At 57.9% G+C, this 18,126-nt stretch carries 13 protein-coding genes; 9 read left to right on the top strand and 4 right to left on the bottom strand.

All coding sequences use genetic code 11. The features are described 5' to 3' along the window. Positions 1–52 precede the first annotated feature (52 nt). Entirely contained in the window at positions 53–1,456 is a 1,404-nt protein-coding gene (locus tag B3511_RS18245) for a cytochrome ubiquinol oxidase subunit I (RefSeq protein WP_040074343.1), read from the top strand. Beyond that, positions 1,456–2,466 carry a cytochrome d ubiquinol oxidase subunit II gene (cydB, locus tag B3511_RS18240; RefSeq protein ID WP_212476314.1) on the top strand — a complete coding sequence of 337 codons (1,011 nt, stop codon included), beginning with the start codon at positions 1,456–1,458 and terminating at the stop codon, positions 2,464–2,466. The genes B3511_RS18245 and cydB overlap by 1 nt, the downstream gene beginning before the upstream one ends. A gap of 89 nt (positions 2,467–2,555) precedes the next feature. On the opposite strand, the gene B3511_RS18235 is transcribed toward cydB, so the two are convergent. Genes B3511_RS18235 through B3511_RS18220 form a run of 4 tightly spaced genes read right to left on the bottom strand, consistent with a single transcriptional unit; the run spans position 2,556 to position 5,051 of the window. Continuing rightward, on the bottom strand, positions 2,556–3,545 hold the full coding sequence (locus B3511_RS18235) for an SDR family oxidoreductase (RefSeq protein ID WP_207292258.1): 990 nt from the start codon (positions 3,543–3,545) through the stop codon (positions 2,556–2,558). 10 nt (positions 3,546–3,555) lie between these two features. Then, positions 3,556–4,080 (bottom strand): 2-oxo-tetronate isomerase, encoded by a 525-nt coding sequence (locus B3511_RS18230; RefSeq protein ID WP_046886092.1) that lies wholly within the window; start codon positions 4,078–4,080, stop codon positions 3,556–3,558. Next, positions 4,077–4,529 carry a DUF421 domain-containing protein gene (locus B3511_RS18225; RefSeq protein ID WP_286787176.1) on the bottom strand — a complete coding sequence of 151 codons (453 nt, stop codon included), beginning with the start codon at positions 4,527–4,529 and terminating at the stop codon, positions 4,077–4,079. Before B3511_RS18225 ends, B3511_RS18230 begins: the two co-directional genes overlap by 4 nt. A 9-nt stretch (positions 4,530–4,538) precedes the next feature. Then, complete coding sequence (locus tag B3511_RS18220) at positions 4,539–5,051, bottom strand: hypothetical protein (protein WP_286787175.1); 513 nt, start codon at positions 5,049–5,051, stop codon at positions 4,539–4,541. A 143-nt stretch (positions 5,052–5,194) separates the two neighbouring features. Between B3511_RS18220 and B3511_RS18215 the strand changes: the two genes are divergently transcribed. The 7 genes from B3511_RS18215 to B3511_RS18185 all read left to right on the top strand — a co-directional run bounded on the left by B3511_RS18215 (position 5,195) and on the right by B3511_RS18185 (position 18,115). Beyond that, positions 5,195–5,587, top strand: coding sequence for a YdeI family stress tolerance OB fold protein (locus B3511_RS18215; protein WP_286787173.1), 393 nt, complete (start codon positions 5,195–5,197; stop codon positions 5,585–5,587). Positions 5,588–5,863: 276 nt separating this feature from the next. After that, positions 5,864–7,486, top strand: a complete 1,623-nt coding sequence (locus tag B3511_RS18210) for a ShlB/FhaC/HecB family hemolysin secretion/activation protein (RefSeq protein ID WP_286787171.1) — start codon at positions 5,864–5,866, stop codon at positions 7,484–7,486. Further along, positions 7,486–8,034: a toxin-activating lysine-acyltransferase gene (locus tag B3511_RS18205; protein WP_040074334.1), complete on the top strand. Its 549-nt coding sequence runs from the start codon at positions 7,486–7,488 to the stop codon at positions 8,032–8,034. Before B3511_RS18210 ends, B3511_RS18205 begins: the two co-directional genes overlap by 1 nt. After that, positions 8,027–16,678, top strand: coding sequence for a hemagglutinin repeat-containing protein (locus tag B3511_RS18200; RefSeq protein WP_286787169.1), 8,652 nt, complete (start codon positions 8,027–8,029; stop codon positions 16,676–16,678). Before B3511_RS18205 ends, B3511_RS18200 begins: the two co-directional genes overlap by 8 nt. A gap of 1 nt (position 16,679) precedes the next feature. Continuing rightward, the gene (locus B3511_RS18195) at positions 16,680–17,096 is read left to right on the top strand and encodes an Imm63 family immunity protein (protein WP_212476323.1); all 417 of its coding nucleotides are present in this window, start codon (positions 16,680–16,682) and stop codon (positions 17,094–17,096) included. Between the two features lie 8 nt (positions 17,097–17,104). Continuing rightward, a complete protein-coding gene (locus B3511_RS18190; RefSeq protein ID WP_286787168.1) occupies positions 17,105–17,380 on the top strand; it encodes a DUF6966 domain-containing protein in 276 nt (91 codons plus the stop codon). Between the two features lie 312 nt (positions 17,381–17,692). Next, positions 17,693–18,115: an Imm63 family immunity protein gene (locus B3511_RS18185; protein ID WP_286787167.1), complete on the top strand. Its 423-nt coding sequence runs from the start codon at positions 17,693–17,695 to the stop codon at positions 18,113–18,115. The last annotated feature ends 11 nt before the right edge of the window (positions 18,116–18,126 follow it).

Raw genomic sequence — 18,126 nt, 5'->3', positions numbered from 1 at the left:
ATACCCAAATGCCCCGTCCCCACGGGGCATTCGTTGATGGGGAAGAGAACACATGTTTGAACTCGACGCATTTCATCTTGCCAGGCTGCAGTTTGCCTTTACTGTCTCGTTTCACATTATTTTTCCCGCCTTGACCATCGGCCTCGCCAGCTATCTTGTGGTACTTGAAGGGATGTGGTTGCGCACCAAAAATGACGTCTGGCGATCGCTCTACCATTTCTGGCTCAAAATCTTCGCCGTCAACTTCGGTATGGGGGTGGTCTCAGGGCTGGTGATGGCCTATCAATTTGGCACCAACTGGAGCGGTTTTTCCCAGTTTGCCGGCAGCATCACCGGGCCGCTACTCACCTATGAGGTGCTCACCGCCTTCTTCCTCGAAGCTGGCTTCCTGGGCGTGATGCTCTTTGGCTGGAACAAGGTTGGGCCGGGGCTGCACTTCTTTGCCACCTGCATGGTGGCGCTGGGCACGCTGATGTCCACATTCTGGATCCTCGCTTCCAACAGCTGGATGCACACGCCACAGGGATTCAGCATTGAAAATGGTCAGGTCATTCCGCAAGACTGGTTTGCCATTATCTTTAACCCGTCCTTCCCCTATCGGCTTATTCATATGTCCATCGCCGCCTTTTTGAGTAGCGCCCTGTTTGTGGGTGCCTCCGGGGCGTGGCATCTGCTGCGGGGCAACAACACCCCGGCGGTGCGCAAAATGTTCTCGATGGCGCTGTGGATGGCGCTGCTGGTTGCTCCGGTTCAGGCGCTGGTCGGCGATATGCACGGCCTGAATACGCTGGAGCATCAGCCCGCGAAGATTGCCGCCATTGAAGGACACTGGGAAAATCCCCCCGGCGAAGCGACGCCGCTGCTGCTCTTCGGCCTGCCCGATATGGAGGAAGAGCGGACCAAATATGGCCTTGAGATCCCGGCGCTGGGTAGCCTGATCCTGACGCACAGCCTGGATAAGCAAGTTCCGGCGCTGAAAGATTTCCCGAAAGAGGATCGCCCCAACTCCACCATCGTCTTCTGGTCGTTCCGGGCCATGGTCGGTCTTGGCCTGTTAATGATTGCCCTGGGGCTCGGTAGCCTGTGGCTGCGCTACCGTAAGCGGCTGTACCAGTCCCGCCCCTTCCACTGGTTTGCGCTCTGCATGGGCCCCGCCGGTGTGCTGGCGGTACTGGCGGGCTGGATCACCACCGAGGTGGGCCGACAGCCGTGGGTCGTTTATGGCTACCTACGCACCGTCGACGCCGTGTCACTGCACAGCACGCTACAGATGAGCATCAGCCTGCTGGCCTTTATTGTTGTCTACTGCTCCGTCTTTGGCGTGGGTTTGCTCTACCTGATTCGCCTGATTAAAAAAGGGCCGCAGCCGACCGAAGCGCTGACGCTGCATACCGATGGCAGGCCGGCACGTCCGCTCTCTGCGGCGGAACCGGTACCGGAAGAGGAGAAATCCTGATGGGCGTCGATATTTCAGTAATCTGGGTGGCCATAATCGTATTCGCCACCCTGATGTACATCATTATGGACGGCTTCGACCTGGGGATTGGGATGCTCTTTTATTTCGAGCGCGATCCCCAGTCGCGAGACGTGATGGTAAACAGCGTCGCACCGGTATGGGATGGCAATGAAACCTGGCTGGTGTTAGGCGGCGCGGGATTGTTTGGCGCATTTCCGCTGGCCTATGCGGTGATTATTGACGCGCTGACCATACCGCTCACCGCCATGCTGATTGGTCTTATTTTCCGCGGCGTGGCCTTTGAGTTTCGCTTCAAGGCCACCCCGTCGCACCGTAAATTCTGGGACTACTCCTTTGCAGGCGGTTCGCTGCTGGCGACCTTTAGCCAGGGCATTGTGGTTGGGGCGATGATCAACGGCTTTGAGGTGGAGGGACGTCGTTTTGTCGGCTCCTCCCTCGACTGGTTAACGCCCTTTAACCTCTTCTGCGGGCTGGGTCTGATGGTGGCCTATTCCCTGCTGGGCACCACCTGGCTGGTCATGAAAAGCGAAGGGGCGTTACAGATCCATATGCGCCATCTTACACGCCGGGTGCTGCTGGCGCTGGTGGGAGTCATTGCCGTGGTGAGTATCTGGACACCTCTCGGCTGGCAGTATGTCTCCGACCGCTGGTTCTCGCTGCCCAATTTCTTCTGGTTCTTGCCGGTCCCGCTGCTGGTAGGGGTATTTAGCCTGTGGATATGGCGTCTCAGCCTGAACCCTAACAGCCACGTGATGCCCTTTATCTTAACGCTGGGGTTGATCTTCCTCGGCTTTAGTGGGCTGGGTATCAGCCTGTGGCCCAATCTCATTCCACCGAGTATTACCCTGTGGGATGCCGCGGCACCGCCATCAAGCCAGCTGTTTATGTTGGTGGGAACGCTGTTGATTATCCCGGTGATCCTCGTCTATACCGCCTGGAGCTACTACGTGTTTCGTGGCAAGATCTCCGGTAATGAAGGCTATCACTAAGCTGCGCCAGGGTGGGGGCGGCCCTCTTATCTCATCAGGGCGAAAAGGGTTAACGCGGGGTCTGGTTACGCCAGCCCCCGCGGCGTTAATTAACGCTTACGACCGGTAAACAGCCGGGCGACCAGCAGACCGGCGGCCACTGCCACCGTGCCGACCAGCACCTTACCCGGTACGCCAGAGGTGATGGCCGTCGCCCGGGTATTCGCTTCTGAAGAGAAGCGGCCATGAACCTGATGCATACCGCTGACCGGCCCCGAGAGATAATCTTCCCGATCGGGCGCATTCAGCTCATTGGTCATCTGCCCCTCCCACGCCTTTTTCACCATCATGCGGTCAAGCAGACCGGGAAAGAGAAACTGGCCGACAATCGACTGCAGTGTACTGCGCCCAACCCAGAGCTCACGCACCGGGCGTTGTACCACGTTGTAGATGGCCTCGGCGGCCACTTCCGGTTCATACACCGGGCCCAGCGGGCGCATAGAAAAGGCAAATTTATTCCGCGCCCATGCAAACTGCGGCGTATTGAGTCCAGGCAGCTGGACCATCGCCAGGTGGATATTGATCCTCTCGTGAATCAGCTCAGTCCGCACCGCGTCGGTAAAACCGCGAATGGCCGCTTTGGCGCCGCAGTAGGCTGATTGCAGGGGAATGGAACGATAGGCCATCGCCGAGCCGACCTGAATAATCATCCCTGAATCACGGGGCGTCATCACCGCCAGCGCCGCCCGGGTGCCATTGACGTAACCCAGATAGGTGACGTCGGTGACCCGACGAAACTCGTCATCTTCCATGGCGCGAAACGGCGCCAGGACGCCACACATGGCGTTGTTGACCCACACATCAATACTGCCAAGATGCTGTTCCATCTCCTGCGCTGCCGTCATAATGGCCTGCGCATCCGCGACATCAGCATTCACCGTATGGCATTTCACGCCATGACGCGCCACCTCTTCACGTGCAACCGCAAGGCTGTGGTCATCGCGGGCAATGATCCCCACATTGAACCCCGCCCGGGCAAAACGCAGCGCCGTTGCCTTTCCTAACCCCGCCGTCGCGCCAGTAATTACCACAACACCCATCTTGCTCTCCTTAGTGCAGCTGCTTTTTCCAGTGCGGAATGCGCCGCAACAGTTCCGACAGTGCATAACGCACCGCTTTTTCGATAACGTCTTCACACTCGCCGGTAAAATGCTGCACCGCCGTACTCACCTCGCCGCGAAACCCCCAGGCAAACCAGACGGTGCCCGCGGGGGTGCCGTCATCGCCGCCGTCGGGCCCGGCGTAGCCGCTAATGGCGATGCTTAAATCCGCTGCCGCCAGCTTTAACGCACCCTGTGCCATTTCACTCACCGTCTGTCCGCTTACGGCGGTGTACTTATCCAGCGTCGCTTTACTCACCCCCAGCACTTTATGTTTGGCGTCATCGCTAAAGGTGACCACGCCAGTGTCGAAGAAGGAGGCGGTATCCGCTTCGGCGCATAACGCCGACGCCAGATTGCCGCCCGTACAGGACTCTGCCGTGGTGAGATACCAGCCCAGGTCAGGTAAAACAGTCGCAACCTGCCGGGTGAGCTCCTTAAGTGTTTTCGCTTCGTTCCAGATATTTTCTGTCATGATGCACTCTCTTCAGGAATAATAGAAATATGACCATTACGTTCAAGGATGGCATATTTAATCTCTTTCAGTTCAGTAATTCCGTGGTTTTGGCGGGCGGAGACCAAAATATCGTCGCAGGAGACATCGACTTTTTTTAATTTGTCATTTTGCAATTCCCCGTGCGACACCAAAATAACCGGTGAGCCATCCAGCATCGATTCCGCACCATGAATATATTTTTTCAGCACGCCAAAAAGCATATCGATCACCACCAGCGTAACAATGGTTAACATTGCACCCGTGACGGAGAAATCATTCCCCAGCAGCGCCTGCTGGGTGGCTTCGCTGATAATTAACAGCAAGATGAGATCGAAGCTGGTCATTTGTAGCAGAGCGCGCCGCCCGGCGATTTTAAAGACCACCAGCAAGATCAGATAGATCGCCACCGCCCTCAGAATCATCTCCATTTCGGCCCCCTACGGATAGATAAACTGCCAGAAGCGAATGCCTGGCTCGTTATTAACGCTGACGGTGGTAACGGCTTTTCCTGGCTGGTCTGGCGTGGTGTAGAGCCAGACGGTAAAGGGCTGCTGGGGGGTGACTTCGTTATAGACCAGCACGATATCTGCCCCGTCACTACGCATTTCGTCAGGCTGCGGCCAGATATTTTCGGTTTCAAAATGGGTCATATAATCCTGCCCCAGCCGGAGGGTCAGGCGCTGGCTAGTTTGAAGATGCAGGGAAATTTTCACCTGTACCGGGGTTTGCAATCGACCAAAACGTTCGTAGTGCACCTGCAATATATTATTCGGGGATTTTTGTATCGTTTCGCTAAAATAGCCGTTGGAAAAAAAACCGGCCAGTGCGGCGACAACGATAATTAACAAAAAAATTAAACCGAAGCGGTGACACAGTGACTCAAACTGGAGCGCAAAGCGGTCCTCATCAACCCCGGGGAGGGGGGATGAAGTTTCTTTTACTTTCGCCATTTATCACCTCACCGTCTCGTTTATTAAAATTATGCAGCCAGATGATTTTTAAAGATAATTTGGATTAAGACTGTTCTTGTTTGCAAAATAAAAAATAGCAACCAGGCTTAATAAGTCAAGCAAGGTTAAACCAAGGAGGCAGTATGAAATTATTAGTTGCACCCTTATTGTGTTGTTTTTTAATCCCGGCAGCCTGGGCCGATGATAATGGTGGACTGAAGAAAGATGCTGCTCCCCCGGCGCCCCACTCGCTGGACGAAGGCTATCGTGGCACAGAGGATGCCCGCATCATGACCGTTACGCAGGCCAAAGAGATGCATGATGGTGCCACTATCTCGCTGCGCGGTAATTTGATTGATGGCTCTGGCGGCGATAAATTTAAATTCCGCGATAAAACGGGTACCATTGATACCATTATTCCGCAAGCCGTATTTGATGGACGCACGGTAAAACCCGATCACATGATTAGTATTAATGGCAGTCTGGATAAAAAAATGAATCCGCCGGTGGTGCGTGTGGACCACATCCAGAAATAAGCCAAATTTCACTTAAGTCTTACGCGGGTATTTAACCGATGCCCGCCAATCCCCACTAAATATATTCTAGCCCCCCTCTACCTACCAGATTTAAGGATATTAAAACTCGGAATATTCCGGGCTTTAGGATTAATCCCTCTTTCATTCAACGCCCTTTCCTTAAACAATTTTACACAAATTCACATTGCATCCTTTTTTCTTACACGGCACGGATTTCCCATGATAGCCCGACACAGTCTCGCGTTGATAATAACGACAGCCACTGGCCTGTCTTTAATGCTCCCTGCCCATGCGGCAGACCCCGAAAACCAATTCATTATTCAGCAGCAACGTCAGAGAGCATTAGAACAACAATTAACGCCGCCGGTACCGGATGTTCGCCTGTCTGAGCCGTCGTCGGGCTTTGGCCGCATCGACTTTCCCATCGAAACGCCCTGCTTTGAGATTAAACGCGTAGCGCTAAGCGGCCAGGAGGCTCTGCCGCACTGGTTACCGCTGCAGCGCATCGCCAGCCAGGCGCAAGGTCGCTGTATTGGCGGCAAAGGGATAAACCTGCTGATGAGTACCCTGCAAAACCGCATTGTCGACCACGGCTGGATAACGACCCGCGTGCTCGCCCCTTCGCAGGATCTGAAAAGCGGCACCTTAAAACTTACGATCGTGCCGGGCTATGTGCGACACGTGAAACTCACTGACGAGAGCGACGACTACATCCAGCTTTACAGCGCCTTCCCGGCTCACGAAGGCAATCTGCTGGATCTGCGTGACATTGAGCAGGGGCTGGAAAATTTACAGCGCTTGCCGACGGTGGAAGCCAATATGGAGTTGCTGCCCGGGGAGAAACCCGGCGAGAGCGATATTGTGATTACCCGTAAGCAGCGCAAAATGTGGCGTCTGGGCCTGTCGCTGGACGATGCCGGTACCGAAACCACCGGCCGCTACCAGGGCGGCGTGACCCTGTCGCTGGACAACCCCTTCTCCCTTAGCGACCTGCTCTATTTTTCTGCCAGCCACGATCTCAATGACAAGAGCGGCAAAGGCAGTAAAAACTACACCGCCCACTACTCGGTGCCTTTTGGCTACTGGATGCTGGGCGTAACCGGTAGCGACTATGACTACCACCAGACCGTGGCCGGGTTGAATGGCGATTACCGCTACAGCGGCAAAAGTAAAAACCTCGACGTACAGCTCAGCCGCGTGCTGCACCGCAGCGGCTCACAAAAAACCACCTTCACATACGATGTGATGACCCGAGAAACCCGCAACTTTATCGACGATACCGAAGTCGGCGTCCAGCGCCGCCAGACGGCGGCATGGCGCGTAGGGCTGGATCATCGCCATTACATCGGCCAGGCGACGCTGGATGCGGGCATCAGCTATCAACGCGGTACCCGCTGGTTTGGTGCCCAGCCAGCGCCGGAAGAGTTCTGGGGCGAGGCGACCGCCCTCAGCAAAATCACGCAGCTCAACGCTCAGCTCGATCTGCCCTTTGAGATAGGAACGCAAAACTTCCGCTACAACGTGCAGTATCTGCGCCAGATGAGCAATACCCCGCTGACGCCGCAGGATCAGTTCTCCATCGGTAACCGCTGGACCGTGCGCGGCTTCGACGGTGAGCGCACCCTGAGCGCCAGCCACGGCTGGTACGTGCGTAACGATCTGGCCTGGCGCACGCCGCTGCCGAATCAGGAGCTCTATCTTGGCGCAGACTACGGCGAAGTGGGCGGTTACAGCGCAGATATTCCGGTTGGCCGCCATCTGGCGGGCGGCGTCGTCGGCCTGCGCGGGAGCGCGTTTAACACCGGTTACGATTTCTTCGCCGGTACGCCGTTCTCGAAGCCGGACGGCTTTGAAACCAGCGATCTCACGCTCGGCTTTAACCTCAACTGGAGCTGGTGATGCGCATCGGAAACCTGGAGATCAAAGCGCCGCTGATCCTCGGCGGGGAAGAGAGTGAAGCCGAAGTGCTGGGGGCCACCGTCTGGCTGTGGATGCACTCCCCGATGCACCGGGATGCCCCGCTGCATGCCCTGCCGACGTTGCTCTTACCCATTATCAAGCGCCGTCAGTATGTGCTGATCGCCGAAGGGGATCGGCCGGTTTTCTTCCTCAGTTGGGCGTGGCTGAACGAGGAGTCAGAGGCGCGCTATCTGACGCGCGCTTCCATTGAGATGCCGGAGGAGGACTGGGATAGCGGCGACCGAATCTGGTTTTGCGACTGGATTGCCCCCTTTGGGCACACCGCCGCGATGTCAGCCCTGATCCGCCGCGATATTTTCCCCGATCACGTCTTGCGCGCGCTTTATCACCGGGGCGCCGAGCGCGGCAAGCGCGTGATGACGTTCCACGGCGATCGCGTCAGCCGGGAACAAGCAAGAGTCTGGCAACAGCAACACCCGCTCGCCGTTAACCTGCCGGAAGCGTTTAAAGGAACGAACCATGAATAAGAACCTCTACCGAATTGTCTTTAACAAAGCGCGCGGCATGCTGATGGTGGTGGCGGATATCGCCCGCTCTGGCCGCGCCGGTTCGTCCCGCGCTTCCGGTATTGGTCATACCCATAGCCGACTGATTGGCAAAGTCAGTGCCATCAGCTTTGGGCTCTGGCTGACGATGGGGGCGATTCAGCCTGCACAGGCCAACATCGTGGCCAATACCGGCGCGCCAAAAAATCAACAGCCGACGGTGATTAACAGCGCCAACGGCACGCCGCAGGTCAATATCCAGACGCCATCGAAAGCAGGCGTTTCACGCAACAATTACACCCAGTTTGATGTGGATAAAAAAGGGGCCATCCTCAATAACTCCCACAAAAACGTGCAGACCAATCTGGGCGGCATGGTGGCGGGCAATCCATGGCTGGCGCGCGGCGAAGCCAAAGTGATCCTGAACGAGGTCAGCGCCCGCGATCCGAGCAAGCTGAAAGGCATGATTGAGGTCGCCGGGCAAAAAGCGCAGGTGGTGATTGCCAACCCGGCGGGCATCACCTGTAGTGGCTGCGGCTTTATCAACGCCAACCGCGCTACCCTGACCACCGGTCAGGCGCAGATGAAAGACGGCGCGCTGACCGGCTTTAACGTCGAACGCGGCGAGGTGGTGGTCGAAGGCACGGGGATGGACACCTCTGGCGCGGATTACACCGACATTATCGCCCGCTCGGTGAAGGTTAACGCCGGGCTGTGGGCTAAAGACCTGAAGGTCACCACCGGGCGCAACAGGGTGGATGCTGCCCACGAGGTGATCGAAAAAGGCAGCGACGACCCTGCCACCCGCCCGCAGCTGGCGGTGGACGTCGCCAGCCTCGGCGGCATGTATGCCGGTAAGATCCGCATGGTCGGCACCGAGAGCGGCGTCGGGGTGCGTAACGCCGGGGCCATCGGCGCCCAGGCGGGCAGCGTGACCCTTTCCGCCGACGGACGCATTGAAAACAGCGGCACCCTGCGTGCCAGCGACAACGCCAGCCTGCAAACCGCCAGCGAACTCAACAACAGCGGCGCGATCACCGCCGCCAGAGACGTCCGGGTGAGCGCGGCAAGCCTCACCGGGAGCCAGCAGAGCGTGCTGGCCGCCGGGGTGAAAAGCGACGGCAAGCTCGCCGACGCGGGGGATCTGGAACTCAGCACCCGCGGCCAGCTCAGCGCCCACGGGCAAAATCTGGCAGGCGGCAACCTCAGCGCCCGCGGCCAGGGGGTGGACCTCAGCGGCAGCCAGACCCAGGGCAAACGCCTCCTGCTCGACGGCGGCGCGGGGGATCTCAACACCGCCAGCGCGAAGGTCAACGCCAGCGAAATGACCCTGCGCACCGGGAAATTACTCAATAACGCCGGGGGCACGCTGAGCGCGGAGACGATGACTGTCAGCGCCCACGATCTCAGCAACCAGAAAGGCAAAATCGCCCACAGCGGCAGCGGCACCCTGACAGTCGATCTGCCGGGCACCCTCGATAACCAGCAGGGGCAGATTGGCGCGGCGAACGGCGTACAGCTCAGGGCTGGCACCCTCGACAACACCGCCGGGCAGATCGTGGCGGTAGCGGGTAACACCCGGCTGGAGGCCGGGACGGTAAACAACCAGCAGGGGCTGATCTCTGCCGCTGCAGGCGACGGCGAAATTACCAGCCAGCAGGCGGTGAACAACACCAGAGGCCGTATCGAGGCGGCGAAAACCCAGCGCATCAGCGCCGGAAGCCTCGACAACCAGCAGGGGGTGATTATCGCCGACGGGGCAACCCTGGCCCTGAATGGCGGCGCGTTTGATAACCGTGCCGGCTCCCTGCTCTCTCACGGTTCACTCAGCCTTGAGAGCGGCGCGCTGAACAACCAGAGCGGCTTCCTGGCAAGTGACGGCGACTTCAGCCTGAGCGCGGGCGCTGTCGACAACACCGAGGGCCAGATTGGCGCTAATAACACGTTGACCGCCGGTTTCGACAGGCTCAGCAACAGCGGCGGCGCGCTGAAATCGGTCGGGGCCATGACCCTCAACGGCGGCCTGCTGGATAACAGCCAGGGCACCACCTTCTCCGGGGAGAGCCTCGCCTTTAACGGCGGCACGCTGAACAATACCGCCGGACAGCTGGCGGCGGCAAAGGGCCTGTCGTTGGGTACCACGCAGATTATCAATAATAGAGGCGTGCTGCAGGGCGACGACGTGAACGTCACCTCAAGTGCCATCAATAATAGCGCAGGTACCCTTAACAGCCTGGGGGCGCTGAACCTCTCGGCAGACCGCCTCAATAACCAGGCGGGCACCCTGGCCGCCAGCGACGCGGCGGATATTGCAGCCACGGATCTTGATAACCGCAGCGGTGGGCGGGTGATTGGCGAAGCCGATACCGCCCTGCACAGCCAGAATCTGCAAAACGGCGGGGGGCAGATCCAGTCGGTGGGCGAACTGCTCCTCGACGGCGCCCGGGGCGTGGTGGATAACGCTTCCGGGCTGATCCGCAGCGGCAAAAGCGTGACCCTCAACGCCCTGAACTTTGTTAACCAGGATACCCTCGGTGAAAACCAGGGGCTGGAGGGCCAGAGCCTGACGCTCAATACCGGTGCCCTGGATAACCAGCGCGGCAGCATTCTGGCGAATAACACGCTGAGCATCGATAACAGCGGCGTGCTGAACAACAGCGCCGGGGCGCTGGCCTCCGGTGACACCCTGGATCTTAGCGGTAGCGGCCTGAATCTGGTCAACGCGGGCGGCACCCTGAAAGCGGGTAAAACCCTGAACGTAGACGCGGCGTCGCTGGATGCCAGCGGCCAGCTGCTGTCGCTGGGGGATATGGATCTCCATAGCGCTAACGGCGTGAACAACACCGGCACCACCATCGCCAACGGCAACCTGACCTTCACCACCGACGGGGATCTCACCAACAGCGGCCAGCTGATGGCGGGCAGCGCCCTCAATGTGCAGAGCGCCAACCTGACCAACCTCGCCAGCGGCGAAATCAACGCCGGGAGCACCACCCTGACGGCCACCGGCACGGTACGCAATACCGGTCTGATCGACGGGATCGCCACCCGCATCAACGCGAACACCCTGACCAACATCGGCACCGGGCGGATCTACGGCGACGCGGTGGGGATCAATGTGGATACCTTCAACAACCTCGCCGAAAACGGCACCGCGGCGACGCTGGCCGGGCGCGAGCGTGTGAACCTCGGCGTGCAGACGCTGAATAACGCCGACCACGGCCTGATCTACAGCGCAGGCAGCATGACCATCGGCGGCGCGCTGGACGACAACGGCGTCGTCACCGGCCGCGCGGGAACCATTAACAACCACAGCTCGACCATCGAGTCCGCCGGGGATATGGCGATTGCCGCCGGACAGATCAACAACATCAACGACCACTTCTCCACCGAGGTGGTGCGGGTGTCGCAGGACGATCTGACCGACTACCAGCACACGGGTTCAACCAACCGCTGGAGTTCGACTGAGCAAGGCGTGTGGGTGGATGACAACTCCGCCGACGGCCTGAAAAACCTCAACACGCCGGAGCGATCCGGCCACGGCAACGATAATTTCAACCAGTACGACTACACCCGCACGATCGACGAAACCCGGATCAAAGAGAGCGACCCGGCGAAGATCCTCGCCGGGGGCAACCTGCTCCTGACCGGCGACAAACTGTTTAACGACAAGAGCCAGGTGATTGCGGGCGGCACCCTGGGGATTGACCAGATGGGCAGCGTGAAGAACGAGGACGTGCCCGGCCAGCACTTTACCACCGATGAGGGTACCGTCACCCACTACTACCGTATTCGCCACAAAGGCGACGACGAGCAGGGACGCGATCGCACGGCCTACACCCCGCCAACCACCATTCAGGATATCGCCCTGAAACCGGGCCAACTGGTCAGCAACGGCAGCGTCGAGGGGAGCAATCTCAGTATCACTCCGCTGGTGTTGCAGGGAACGGACGTGGCGATTGGGCAGGCTGCGGGCGTGAAACCCACGCCGCAGCAGACCGTTTCGCCGGGCGAGCCGGTGACTCCACCTGCCGGGCAGCAGTTTGAAGTGACCCCGGCCGACGGCGCGATCCGCATTATCGGCCCGAATACCACCCTGCCGGATAACAGCCTGTTCAAGGTGAATCCGTCGGCGGAGGTGCCGTATCTGGTGGAGACCGATCCGCGCTTTACCAACGAGCGCCAGTGGCTCGGCAGCGACTATATGCAGGACGCCTTTACCGCTAACGGCGACAACACCCAGAAACGGCTGGGGGATGGCTACTACGAGCAGCGCCTGATCCGCGAGCAGGTGATTGGCATTACCGGCCAGCGCTATCTCGACGGCTATAACAACGACGAAGAGCAGTACAAAGCGCTCATGGATCGCGGCATTACCTTCGGCAAGCAGTATGACCTGAAGCTCGGCGTGGCGCTGACGCCGGAGCAGATGGCGCTCCTGACCGGGGGTATCGTCTGGCTGGTTAACACCCAGGTGAAGATGCCGAACGGCTCAATGGAAAACGTACTGGTCCCGCAGGTCTACGCCAAAGTGAAACCGGGAGATATCGACGGCTCCGGGGCGCTGATTGCCGGGAACAACGTCTCCATTAAGCTCAACGGCGACCTGTTTAACCGCGGGACGATTGCCGGGCGCAATGTGTTGCAGCTTGATGCCGACAACATCACCAACCAGACCGGCACCATCCAGGGGGCAGACGTCAACCTGAACGCCCGCACCGATATCAACAATATTGGCGGCGCCATCGTGGGCGACAGCAGCGTGCTGGCCCGCGCCGGACGTGACATCACCCTCACCAGCACCACCACCCGCGCTTCCAGCGTGAACGGTGAGAACAGCTTCGCCCGCACCACCATCAACAGCGTCTCCGGCATTTACGTCCAGGGCGACGACGGCAGGCTGGCGTTGCAGTCCGGGCGGGATATCACCCTGACCGGGGCGCAGGTGATCGCCAGCGGCGAGAACGGCAAAGCGCAGCTGGTGGCCGGGCGGGATATGACCCTGAATACGGTGGAAACCGCCAGCCGCGATAATCTGGTGTGGGATGGCGATAACAGCCTGAAACAGGGGCAGACCAACAGCATCGGCAGCGAAGTGACGGGTAAAGGTGACGTCACTCTGGCCGCCGGGAACGATCTCAACGCCCGCGCCGCCGCCCTCTCCGCTGGCGAGGCGCTGAACGTCAGCGCCGGGAATAACCTGACCCTGACGGCGGGCGAGAATACGCAGGATCTGGACGAACGGCATAAAGTGGTGGGCGGTAACGGCTTCCTGTCGAAAACCACCACCACCACCCGCGACCAGATTGACCGCCAGACGGTGCAGAGCAGCGAGCTGAACGGCGACACCGTTAACCTGACCGCAGGAAACGATCTCACCGTGCGCGGCAGCAACGTGGCGGGTACGGGCGATGTCGCCTTGCTGGCAGGCAACAACCTGACCGTCGAGACCCAGGCCGAACGTAATAACGAGCTGCACCAGAAGCAGGAGAAAAAATCGGGGCTGTTAAGCTCGGGCGGGATCGGCTTTAGCGTCGGCACCCAGAGCATCAAAACCACCGACACCGGCGCGGACGCCACCCAGGCGGGCAGCACGGTGGGCAGCGTCAATGGCGACCTCAGCCTGCGCGCCGGGGATCGCCTGACGGTGAGCGGCTCCGATTTGGTGGCCGGTCAGGATATGGCCCTCAGCGGTAAAAACGTCGATATCACGGCGGTGAACAACCGCAGCCAGCAGACCCATGAGGTGGAGCAAAAAACCTCCGGGCTGACGCTGGCGCTCTCCGGCACCGTCGGCAGCGCGCTGAACAGCGCCGTCGAGGCCTCCCAGCAGGCTAAATCCTCCGGCAGCAGCCGCCTGCAGGCATTGCAGGGCGTGAAGGCGGCGCTCTCCGGCGTGCAGGCCGCGCAGGCCGGGCGGTTGGATCAGGCCATGGGCGCGGATGCCTCTAACACCAACACGGTGGGTATTAGCCTCTCTTACGGCAGCCAGTCGTCAAAATCGACCCAGTACAGCGAGCAGAACACCGCTCAAGGCAGCACCCTCAACGCCGGGCGCGATCTCAGCGTGATCGCCACCGGCAGCGGCACGCGCGGCGCGGACGGAGATCTGACCGTGGAAGGCAGCCAGCTGAAGGCGGGCAACGATATCACCCTTGCCGCCAACCGCGATCTGTACCTGCGCTCGGCGCAAAACACCCAGCTGCTGGACGGCAAAAACGAGAGCAAGGGCGGCAGCGTCGGGGTTGGGATCGGCGTCGGCTCCGGCGGCTTTGGCCTTAACATCTCCGCCAGCGTCAACCGTGGCAAAGGCAATGAGAGCGGCAACGGCACCACTCACAGCGAGACTACCGTTGACGCGGGCCGCCAGGTGAATCTCCTGACCGGACGCGACGCCACCCTGACCGGTGCCCAGGTGAGCGGCGAAACCGTGAAAGCGGACATTGGCCGCAACCTGACGCTCACCTCCGAGCAGGACAGCGATCGCTACGACTCGAAACAGCAGAACGCCAGCGCGGGCGGGAGCTTCAGCATCGGCTCCATGACCGGCTCGGCCAGCGTCAACGTCAGCCGCGACAAGATGCACAGCAACTACGACTCGGTGGTGGAACAGACCGGGATCTTCGCGGGCAAAGGCGGCTACGACGTGACCGTGGGCGAGCATACCCAGCTCAACGGGGCGGTGATTGGCTCGACGGCGACCGCCGATAAAAACCGTCTCGATACCGGCACCATCGGCTTTAGCGATATTGAAAACCGCGCAGATTTCGAAGTGGAACACCAGAGCGTGGGCATGAGCACCGGGGGCAGCATCGGCAGCCAGTTTGCTGGCAACATGGCTAACGGCCTGCTGGTGGGCGCGAACCGCGACGGGCATGACAGCAGCACCACGCACGCGGCGGTATCTGACGGTACGCTGATCGTCCGCGACCCGACTCGTCAGACGCAGGATATCAACCAGCTCAGCCGCGACGTGGAACATGCCAACCAGACGCTCTCCCCTATCTTCGACAAAGAGAAAGAGCAGGAGCGACTCCAGCAGGCGCAGCTGATCGGCGAGATTGGTAATCAGGTGGCGGATATTGCCCGCACCGAGGGCAGCATCCGGGCCACTAACGCCGCGAAAGAAAAGCTGAATCACGTCAACGCACAGGATCTGCAGGAGGCGAAAGCCGCGTGGGAAAAAGCCAACCCGGGCAAAACCGCGACGCTGGAAGATATTAACGGCCAGATCTACCAGACGGCCTACAACGACGCGCTCAGCGCCTCGGGCTTTGGCACCGGCGGTCAGTATCAGCAGGCGATTCAGGCGGCGACGGCGGCGGTTCAGGGGCTGGCGGGAAGCGATCTCAGCGCCGCCCTCGCGGGTGGTGCCGCGCCGTACGTGGCGGAGGTGATTGGCCACTACAGCGGCCTGAACGACGCGGGCAAAGTGGCCGCCCACGCGGTGGTCAACGCCGCGCTGGCCGCCGCGCAGGGGCAGGACGCGCTGGCGGGTGCCGCCGGTGCCGCCACGGGCGAGCTGGTGGGGATGATCGCCCTCGAGATGTACGGTAAACCGGCCGATGAGCTGGACGAAACCCAGAAGCAGACGGTCTCTGCGCTGGCGACGCTGGCGGCAGGCTTGTCCGGCGGGCTGGCGGGCGACAGCTCTGCGTCTGCCGTGGCGGGAGCGCAGGCGGGTAAGACGACGGTTGAGAATAACTATTTGAGCGTGGAGGAAGCAGAAAGAAAAAGGGTCCTGGAGCGTAAAGAGCAAGCCGGAAATATCACACCGGACGAAAAAAATGAATTAACAGCCATCGGGCAGTTAGACAAAGCGCGAGACCTGGCAATAAAGTCAGTATGTACCGATGGAAACAAAGGCGGGGCAGCTTGTAGAGCCTTGATTGGTCCGGCAGAGGAAGCGCTGAAGAAATATGGCAAAAACGTCACCTATTCGTTGTTGTATAAAGACCTCTACCCGCAGGATGCTAAAAATGTAGAAAGCGTGCTTCAGGGACTTGATGCAGGAAGCATTACCCGCGACCAGGCAATTACAGCAATAGCAAAAGAATCGCATGACAGCTGGGAAAATGTAGCTAAACAATACGATACAGTCATGCAGGCTCATGCCCTGACTTCAGCACTGGCGGGCTTCACTGGCCTGAAGGGCATGACGGAAAAACCAACCGGGCCGGGCAGTGTAAAACCAACTGAAACTACAGCAGGAAGAACACCAGAACCAAACAGGATTGCTGCTGATGAGGAAGCAGCAGGATGGTCTCAGTATGATAAATACCGTAATGGAAATAGCGGCTGGAACTGGCCTGAAAAGTTAGGTTTTGCCGAGGCGCCAGCTCAGGCAACGCTTCCTGTGGGAACAAGGCTTGACAGGTACGGTAATACAAATGGCGCATTCTTATCACCGCTGGGTACCCCTCAGGAACAGCGTGCTTTAGCGCCGGGAACGTTAGCGGAACAGTATCATCAATATGAGGTCATCAAACCGTTGCCCGTTATACAAGGCAAAATAGCACCTGCTTTTGGGGAACCTGGCGGTGGTATTCAGATCCTGCCTAATATGAAGGATCGCGTAAATGTGCAATGGTTATTAGACAATAAATACATTCGTAAGGTGAACTGAGATGTTGATGAATATTAGCGAGCTACAGAAACAGGTTGAAACACGGATAGCGAAAATCGGTTTTCCGGCTCATGCGATCGTCCTTCATACTTCACCTGTCGGGGATGGAACCCCATACATTTCGTTTGAAAACGGGCAGTATAATTATATCTTTTCAGAAAGAGGATTTGAGTTTTCGCGACAAGTGACAGCATCGTCAGATGAGCTTCTTTACTGGATAATCTATGATTTTGTACACGCCATAGCAGTAGACTATGAACTGGCACACCGAATTCCCGGCAAAGACAGCCGACGTATCTATTTCCCTAAGATCGTAGAACTTATGGGCAAAATAGATGAGAGTTGGGGTGTGAAAGCCCAGAGTCATCTTGATGAAATACTGATGAATAGCCCTTTTGAAGATAGCCTTTACCCTTAAACGTTAAAATGGCTATCGATAAAAAAACGTTGATCGTAGAGAATATGGAACGTATGGCTACTCTATTAAAATTAGGTGGTTATGCCGAATGGTCAGTCAGTATTTTTAAACTGGCTGACCAATATGAGCGTGCACCTGATGATACCAAATACATTTTTCTAAATTTCTATGGTGGCATGGGATCTCTGAATGATCTCGTACTGTACAGAAACGGAAGTGTTTTGATGAGTGTAAACAATGAATTCGATCAGCTCAGACGCGAACTGTTTAACCTTCTTTCCTGAACAAAAATCTGCTTTCGCAGGTGGGAATTTCAAGAATGAAAAAGAGCGGTAGATCGTTTGTTAACCTTTTTTACCTGTGCTGCGCGATAGGTCTGGCCGTGTTTATCCTGACGCTCCTTGGCCGTTTAGTCGGTGCGGGATTAGTATGGAATGTGAAGGAGGATTTCCCCTTCTCTTTCAAAGATGTGTTGATATGTCTTGAGTTAACCTGGCTGGGGCTGCCTGCAGGTTTGATCATCTGGTTTTTTTATCACCGGTAAAAGACCTGGACAGGTTGCAATGTGAATCACCTCCCCTCCCTGCTGGCGGGAGATGAAACGAAACAATTATCTTGCTGAAATACAAAGGCAAGCTGATGAGATGATTTTACGAGCAGGCTTTCCAAAACATTCAGTGAATCTGTGTTTTGCTCCCTATGGCGACGGCACTCCCTATATTTCATTCGAAAAAGATTCATATAATTATATTTACTCAGAAAGAGGGTATGAGTTTTCCCGAAAAGTCACTCACTCTTTGAATACGCTGCTTTATTGGATAATGTCCGAATTCGCCTATCAGATTGCCTACCAATATGAGTTAGAGCACCGGATTAAAGGCAGGGATGGATGGCGCATCGCTTTTCCAAAATTTATTGAAATAATGGCGAATATGAACCCAGCCTGGGAGTCGGAAGCGCGAGTTGACATTCAAAAAATTCTGGCTGAAGCACCCTACGACGATAGCCTCTATACATAATTGAGGGCAAC

It is taken from the genome of Leclercia sp. UBA1284, from assembly GCF_002308415.1.
In the GTDB taxonomy this organism is placed as follows: domain Bacteria; phylum Pseudomonadota; class Gammaproteobacteria; order Enterobacterales; family Enterobacteriaceae; genus Enterobacter; species Enterobacter pneumoniae.
Note: the sequence above shows the minus strand (reverse complement) of the source record. Positions and strands in the feature narration are given on the sequence as shown.

Excerpts from the sequence above, each read along its gene's own strand:
- B3511_RS18235 (WP_207292258.1), bottom strand. The coding sequence starts at position 3,545 with ATGGGTGTTGTGGTAATTACTGGCGCGACGGCGGGGTTAGGAAAGGCA.
- B3511_RS18190 (WP_286787168.1), top strand. The coding sequence starts at position 17,105 with ATGGCTATCGATAAAAAAACGTTGATCGTAGAGAATATGGAACGTATG.
- B3511_RS18225 (WP_286787176.1), bottom strand. The coding sequence starts at position 4,529 with ATGGAGATGATTCTGAGGGCGGTGGCGATCTATCTGATCTTGCTGGTG.
- B3511_RS18195 (WP_212476323.1), top strand. The coding sequence starts at position 16,680 with ATGTTGATGAATATTAGCGAGCTACAGAAACAGGTTGAAACACGGATA.
- cydB (WP_212476314.1), top strand. The coding sequence starts at position 1,456 with ATGGGCGTCGATATTTCAGTAATCTGGGTGGCCATAATCGTATTCGCC.
- B3511_RS18245 (WP_040074343.1), top strand. The coding sequence starts at position 53 with ATGTTTGAACTCGACGCATTTCATCTTGCCAGGCTGCAGTTTGCCTTT.
- B3511_RS18210 (WP_286787171.1), top strand. The coding sequence starts at position 5,864 with ATGCTCCCTGCCCATGCGGCAGACCCCGAAAACCAATTCATTATTCAG.
- B3511_RS18200 (WP_286787169.1), top strand. The coding sequence starts at position 8,027 with ATGAATAAGAACCTCTACCGAATTGTCTTTAACAAAGCGCGCGGCATG.
- B3511_RS18215 (WP_286787173.1), top strand. The coding sequence starts at position 5,195 with ATGAAATTATTAGTTGCACCCTTATTGTGTTGTTTTTTAATCCCGGCA.
- B3511_RS18220 (WP_286787175.1), bottom strand. The coding sequence starts at position 5,051 with ATGGCGAAAGTAAAAGAAACTTCATCCCCCCTCCCCGGGGTTGATGAG.
- B3511_RS18205 (WP_040074334.1), top strand. The coding sequence starts at position 7,486 with ATGCGCATCGGAAACCTGGAGATCAAAGCGCCGCTGATCCTCGGCGGG.
- B3511_RS18185 (WP_286787167.1), top strand. The coding sequence starts at position 17,693 with ATGAAACGAAACAATTATCTTGCTGAAATACAAAGGCAAGCTGATGAG.
- B3511_RS18230 (WP_046886092.1), bottom strand. The coding sequence starts at position 4,080 with ATGACAGAAAATATCTGGAACGAAGCGAAAACACTTAAGGAGCTCACC.